We start from the raw sequence: 6834 nt of genomic DNA, 5'->3' as shown, positions 1-6834 counted from the left end.
GTCCTATTCTAGACAAAACCCTTAATAATGTTTATTGGCTCCATCATGGGTTAGTAAATCTATATGAACGATATACAAAACTACGTCAGACTTAAACTGAACCGCCGTATACCGAACGGTACGTACGGTGGTGTGAGAGGTCGGAGGCTAGGCGCCTCCTCCTACTCGATTTATGGAACTAAAGGCGAAGTTTAGTTGAAGAAGAAGAATAAAATGAGATTTCTAGAAGCCGTCAATAAAAAAAGAACATGAATATGTCCTTTTTTTACGGCTCTTTGTGTTCATACTTCACCAACTTGATTGGAGCGTAATCTTTCGGTAAGTCTTTCATCAATTGGCGACTAGGTTCAACTGCAAAATAAAGAGTATCTCTACCTAACACTTTTTTATCTGTTGTAGGTGACAATGACACTTTTAGCATATATGAGAATTTATCGCTAAAATCATTACCAAAATAGATAGAAACCATTCCATAATCGGGGTCTTCACTTGACGGACCATAGCCAGTAGGTTTTAATCCCTTGCTCTTATAATAACTTTGAAAAGCTTCCATTATTTCCTTGTGGTATAAATCCGTTATAAAATAGCTGAAGTATCTGTTATTGAAACTATTTGCTTCGGGAAAATTAGGTATTTCATTTTCCTTATTATTGTTTGATGCAGAAACGTTTGTACTTATTGTGAAACTAGAAACTAAAAGTATTATCATAATAAATCGTTTTATTTTCATATAGGACCTCCCATTTTAAAGTTAATATGCCCTATGTAAATTATTTTAATTATTAGGTTTTTTCTCTTTAAGCAAATGTGTCAGGTTAGCAAGATTGTGAAGGTTTGTACTTAAACTAACGGGTGCGTTAGCGCCATAAGAAGGCCGCCATTTGGCGGCCTTTTAAACGTACGATCAAATTTACACTATCATACATTCGAATTCAAATAAAGAAATACCCTTGTTCAACTAATTTTACTTTAAAAAAATATCTTTGGATTGCCGATTTCCTAAATCACACGTCTGATATTTAAAAATTTTCCTTCTTCTTTTGGCTACGAATTTATACATATTGTCTCTTATTATTTTTGGGACTAACTTAAGAATAAATAGCGGCTTAAAAATATAATTAGTCGACATTAATAAATGTATGACTGCATCTGAATATATATATTGTTTTTGTTTTTTTATAAATATCATACTGTCTATATTTTTGTTAACCTTGTAGTTGTTTTTAGTCCATTGACTTTCAAAGTCTGTTATTTTTAATTTTTTATTAGTATTGATATCTATAATAAATCTTATAAATCGACTACACATATTACAATCACCATCATAGATTAAAACTAGCATTATTATCACCTCACAAGGGTTATGTACTCAACCGCGATATTGTAGATAGCATGGAGAGAACCATTAAAACTAATAGAATACTAAATATAACAAGCCTCTCTTTTCTTAAAATAAAACATAGGAATACACTAATGAAAGCAATCTTATAGACTAGATCTAAAATGAGATTGTCCAAAAAGAAACTCATTATCATAATTATTACAGAGGGGTAAAGAAGCCCTTTTTTTATTGAATTTAAGACACCTCTAAGTCCGTTTTCTTTTGTCTTCCAATTTCCGATTAGATTATCTGATTTAACTGTAGTAATAGAAATATCTAAATCCCCATTAAACTTTACATATGCTGGTTGCAAATAAGGAGCGTTACCATTCAAAGATTCTTGTCCCCAATAAAAGGGTGCATCATTAATATAAAACGGTTGCAACAACATTGATTTGTCCACACTATCATTATAAGAAGGTGAAAGTTTTATTTCTGCATCTCTAGAAAAAACAACTCGTTGTCCCTCTGTTTGGCCAAAATATTTTTTCCAATGCATGGTCTTTATGTTACTAGTTAAAAAACTAAAGCAATTTTTTCTTAGTATATTGGCCATACTTGTGTCTACCGGAAACCAGCCCACACCGGATAAAAAAATTTCGTTCCAAGCATGACCGTTCATTTTTCCATCTGACCATCCACCAAAAACCGTCCTTGTGGGTATTCCAATAGATCTACATAATGAAGAAAATAAAAAGGAGAATTCTCCACAATCTCCTTTTCTTTCTTTTAAAAAAGATAGTGTACCTCTACTACTCGGAGGATATTTATATTTGTAGCTTTTCACAATATGTTTAAAGATTTCATATGCTTGATCTTTTTCGCTCTTTTCACCTTCAGTAATTTTCTTTGCAAGAGTTGTTGTTTCTTCATTAATAGGAGAGAAAATGGTATTTCTTAAATAATATTTTTTTTCTTCATTTGTCAATGAAGTACAATGATTTTCGGGCTTATACCAGTCCACATCAAAGTTAAAATGTATTTTCTCATTTTTTTGGAGGATGAAATAACTTAAAATCTCCCCTGTTGGAACTTTATGTACTTGGTTAGTTTTTTTTGATTGTTTGATGACTTTTTCCGGAAGTATCATCCATAATTCCACTTTATTACTTAGTGTGTTTTCATACCAATAATCAATATTTATAGACTTCTTCAATCATATACATCTCCATTCCAACTTATTTTCTTATTGTTGAATTTACATCGACTTTTGAATAGGTTCTGTCACTTCGTTTTTTTTACTAAATTTTAACATTTTCCGTTTAGAAAATGTATATATTTTTTTGTAATCATTATCGCTTATAAGTACAGTGTCAATTAATACCATAGTTAATGAGAAACTTATTAATCCCATAATGAAAGCAATACCTAAATGCATTGGAACTATTAATAATAGCGCGATGTATTTTGTTATTTTATTAAATAGAAGAAAGGGGAAAGCCACTTGTAACATCACTGTGAAATAAGTTCCAAATACTATTAAAATATCAGAAGATAGTATCAAATTACTTATCCAAGGTAAATTGAATTCTTTAACTTGTAAAATGTAATAGAGAGCAGTGCCATTTTGCCATGGTTCTCCCATAACCTTATATAAGGACGAATTTAAATATAAAATACATAATTGTAGTATTATAGAAAGGATACCGATATTATGTATTATGTTGACGTAGATATTATCTTTTTTACTCTTTTTAAGGTGCTTATCGATGGATAGATATTCATTGCTTTTAACAAGTATCAAATAGACTGATATTATGAGCATAAGATTGTACCCGCCGTCTAGTATAGAACCATTTTGGTGGTAGATGGAATACAGAAAAATATAATTTAGTATTGTCATAATTCTTGTCATATAGCCCAAAATAAATAACATTGTTATTACAATCCCTAAATGAAAAATGAGTTCGAAGTACATTGTAGAATTACTAAAGCTATATAGGGTAAGGGGGTTTGTTTGTTGAGAATAGTCTGTATTAGTTAAACCGTCAGGTCCCCAAAGAAATCTTCGTTGGGAGTAATTTATAGCGTATGTATAGAGAATTATTATGCCAAAACCTACCCTTAAAATGCTAGCACCTATTAATGATCTTTTAATTGAAACGAATCTTATTATTTTATCTAACACCTACAACTCCTCCTTGAACAGGTTCCCAACCATATGTAATATAAGATTTTTTGGGCTTATAATCTCTATCATTTCTTTTTGAAAAAGGGATGGGTTTTTCACTTAATACTCGAACTCTAATTTCGTGAATTTCTTGCTTTTTAAATTGTTTTTCCGCAAAATAATATCCAAAGTTATACAACTGTTGTATTCCATCTTTTTGATGAGATGATATCTCTTTATTTTTATTGATTTGTTGCTGGTGATTTACTTCAATCTTTTTTTGTTCAATTTTATCAAAAAGCTCATCTGATTGAATGGATTGCATATATGTACTAGTCCCTATTCTTACTAGTTTATTTACCGGAGAGAATCTATTACTATGATTTGCATCGTACAAAGGTGTCGAGATGTCCATCCATTTCGACTGTTTTTTAGATTTGTCTTTCACTTGAATATTAACGTAGTAATTATTTGATAATGGATTTGGAGCGAATAACATCCAATTTTGAGTAAAAAGAGGTTCCATATAAGCTACAACAAAATCATTTAGTTTATTTTTAATTGGGTTAAATGGTAGTACATAGATTGCAGTCATAGTGAAATGAAAGAGAAAAATTGTAATAACGATTCCGAAAAAAATCTTTATTTTCATGATTTATTCCTTTCCTGATTATATTAGAGTAAGAGCCTCAATCAAATTGATTGAGGCTCTTATCCTTTTAGAATTTAATCAAAAGCTAGTTCCGCATCTTGTCCTGATACATTAGAACTTAAAGATTTCCCTTTGGATATTTTGGTATATGCATCTGCCCCAGCTGCAGCACCAAATCCAGCCCCAACAACTTTAGCTGCTGATGTCGCTACTCTTACTCCTGCTGCTGCGACTCTAGCTGCGGCACCAATTGCTGCTATAGCAGGAAGAACTTTCGGCTCAACAGCGGATGTTTGTTGTGCGCCTTCAAAGTTACGACTTTCTACCAATGAGATACTTGACGTAGATGCTGAAACAGTAGAAACACCCACAAATAAAGCTAGAACAACAAGAAAAAGACTGATGAATTTTTTCATAAATGTAAAAATATCCCTCCATTAGTAGTATTTTGGAATTATATCCATTATTATACTAACACACAAAGTTAAAATAGTCAGTTTAATATATTATAATTTTCAAATAAAGATAGAAAAATTCTATTATCGATATTACAGGGGCTGTATCAGGCATAATTTTGTGTCTAACTTATAGGAATCACTTCACGAGGCCAACTTACTAGATTAGTGGTTATGTTAACTAAAAAAAGAAATAGTCTGCCGATTGGCGGCCTTTTGAACGTGTGATTCTTACAATAATCATACATTCAAATTTAGTGAAAAAAACTCGTGTTTAACCAACTGAGAATAAAACTATATGTAATTTTGTGGTAATATAAATGGTAGTTAGCGTTAAAGGGGGTATTTATGAGGTACTTAACGTTCAAACCAGAATACATATCAATTTCTATAGGCTTTTTATTAGGAATCGTTCTTCTTATAGGAATAATTAGTAAATTATTTTCGATTATAGATATAGCTACTGTTTCTCTCATAATATCTTTACTTTTTGTGTTTAGTTCTGATATAAAAAAAGGCACTTTTAACAATCAGAAAAACAAATTATCTGTTAAATATGGCATTTACATTGGGTTATTTTGTTTATTAACCTATGTATAATTTGAATTTATACTTATTCTATTAGTTATATGAGGTGCGTTAGCAACGTAAGGAGTTCGCCAATTACCTTGTTCAACTAATGGAGCAGGATTGTTTAATAGTGAAACTTTATTTTTTCTGATCCGTACATAAGGTACGATTTTATACAACTGGTGCCTTAACTGTATAAATTATAAAATAAGGAGTGTTAAATATGTCGACAGAGGTTATAACCATAGTAGCTATAGTTTCTATGGTTATATGGATTGCGGTATCCCGAGAGCTTGTAAAAACTTCAAAAGAGAAGAACGGACGAAAAATAATAACTTTAATGTCTGCGGGCGCCTTATCAACACTAATACTTACCATTTCACTTTTTCAAAATATCCAATTCTAAAAATTATGGTCTAAAAAATAATATTTTGATGGCCGATTCTTACACATCTAAAAAGCAGGCACAAGGTCAGCTTCCTCAAACAAATGTTATGTTAACTAAACGAAAGAAAAGGCTGCCACGTGGCAGCCTTTTTGAATACGGGTAGAGTCAGGAAAGTGCGGATTTACAACGCTAAGCATTTTGACACAAGTCTTATGAGACATCATAAATCCTAATGTAGAGGTGGTTTGATTATGTACCAATAGGCTTTACTCTATTGAGATTGTGAAGTTTCCTACTTAAACTAACGGGGCAGGATAGTTGAAGAAGAAAACCTTGATTGTTCAGGCGTTTATTATTATGTATGATACAAGTAAATAAACACCATTTAAGATAGAAAGAGGATGAAGTATTCTGGATAAAACAAAAGTAATGGCTTACTTTAGTGTATTTGGTGATGAATTTCCTTTGGAGGTTGTAACCGATATTCTTGGTATTGAACCTACAAAAACTTACAAAAAGGGAGATATTATAGAAAAAATTAATAATCCCAATCTTGTATCAACCAAAATTAGACGGAGAAAAGAAACCGATTGGACTTTAAGCACTGGATATCAGGAATCATACGATATTAACAACCAGTTGAATACAATTCTTAAATCTCTTGAAGGTAAAACGAAAGAATTAAAACAACTAAAGGAGAAATATAGTTTAGAGTTTCTTTTTATGATTGTAATTCAAGTAGAAAATGACGAAAAGCCCGCAATGTATTTACAGAAAAACATTGTAGATTTTGCCAGCTTAATTCAAGCAGAAATCCACTTTGATTTATATATATTTAGTTAAGAAAATTATTAGTTTTCTTGTTCAACTATAGCTAGCTGAGGAATCAGAGCTGTTTTTAAGGCAGCTTTTTCTTGTGTGCCAGGCATGGCAACTATCTAGGTGGTGAAAGTCCACTGTGGGGGTACACATCGACCAACCACTAAGGAAGCGCAAGGTACTTATCGTGAGGTAAGGGCTGGAGGAAGCGTGGAATAAAATCTTGGCTCGACGAACAGGAATCTGATACTAAGGMTCKATAAAGGGATTAAACTCCAAGACAAGTTAAAGTCCAAAAGATGTGCGTAACTTTATAGAGTAAATCAGGCGAGYAAAAGAGGAAAGATAGGTGTCTTACCCTGGGAGGTCTTGCGGATGTACAGAAGTACAGTCGAAAAAGGTTAGTCGCAAGAAGTCAGCAGAAGCCATAGTAATGAAATAATTTCATGAAGGGCTGAA

Annotated in this window: 8 protein-coding genes; 2 read left to right on the top strand and 6 right to left on the bottom strand. The window is 31.9% G+C overall.

Translation table 11 applies throughout. The features are described 5' to 3' along the window. Positions 1-265: 265 nt before the first annotated feature. The 6 genes from AC1DVK_RS26070 to AC1DVK_RS26045 form a co-directional block, all read right to left on the bottom strand. A complete protein-coding gene (locus AC1DVK_RS26070) occupies positions 266-730 on the bottom strand; it encodes a hypothetical protein (protein ID WP_477627742.1) in 465 nt (154 codons plus the stop codon). 234 nt (positions 731-964) lie between these two features. Next, complete coding sequence (locus tag AC1DVK_RS26065; RefSeq protein ID WP_477627741.1) at positions 965-1342, bottom strand: thiol-disulfide oxidoreductase DCC family protein; 378 nt, start codon at positions 1340-1342, stop codon at positions 965-967. Between the two features lie 19 nt (positions 1343-1361). Beyond that, a complete protein-coding gene (locus AC1DVK_RS26060) occupies positions 1362-2537 on the bottom strand; it encodes a transglutaminase-like domain-containing protein (RefSeq protein ID WP_477627740.1) in 1176 nt (391 codons plus the stop codon). Positions 2538-2579: 42 nt separating this feature from the next. Continuing rightward, entirely contained in the window at positions 2580-3509 is a 930-nt protein-coding gene (locus AC1DVK_RS26055; RefSeq protein ID WP_477627739.1) for an HTTM domain-containing protein, read from the bottom strand. Further along, a complete protein-coding gene (locus AC1DVK_RS26050; protein ID WP_477627738.1) occupies positions 3499-4143 on the bottom strand; it encodes a DUF5819 family protein in 645 nt (214 codons plus the stop codon). The genes AC1DVK_RS26055 and AC1DVK_RS26050 overlap by 11 nt, the downstream gene beginning before the upstream one ends. 74 nt (positions 4144-4217) lie before the next feature. Next, on the bottom strand, positions 4218-4559 hold the full coding sequence (locus AC1DVK_RS26045) for a hypothetical protein (protein ID WP_477627737.1): 342 nt from the start codon (positions 4557-4559) through the stop codon (positions 4218-4220). 832 nt (positions 4560-5391) lie between these two features. On the opposite strand from AC1DVK_RS26045, the gene AC1DVK_RS26040 reads away from it, so the two are divergent. Further along, on the top strand, positions 5392-5574 hold the full coding sequence (locus AC1DVK_RS26040) for a hypothetical protein (RefSeq protein WP_477627736.1): 183 nt from the start codon (positions 5392-5394) through the stop codon (positions 5572-5574). A gap of 411 nt (positions 5575-5985) precedes the next feature. Continuing rightward, positions 5986-6399 carry a DUF4279 domain-containing protein gene (locus tag AC1DVK_RS26035; protein ID WP_477627735.1) on the top strand — a complete coding sequence of 138 codons (414 nt, stop codon included), beginning with the start codon at positions 5986-5988 and terminating at the stop codon, positions 6397-6399. The last annotated feature ends 435 nt before the right edge of the window (positions 6400-6834 follow it).

Source organism: Peribacillus sp. P4_B1 (assembly GCF_056402395.1).
Note: the sequence above shows the minus strand (reverse complement) of the source record. Positions and strands in the feature narration are given on the sequence as shown.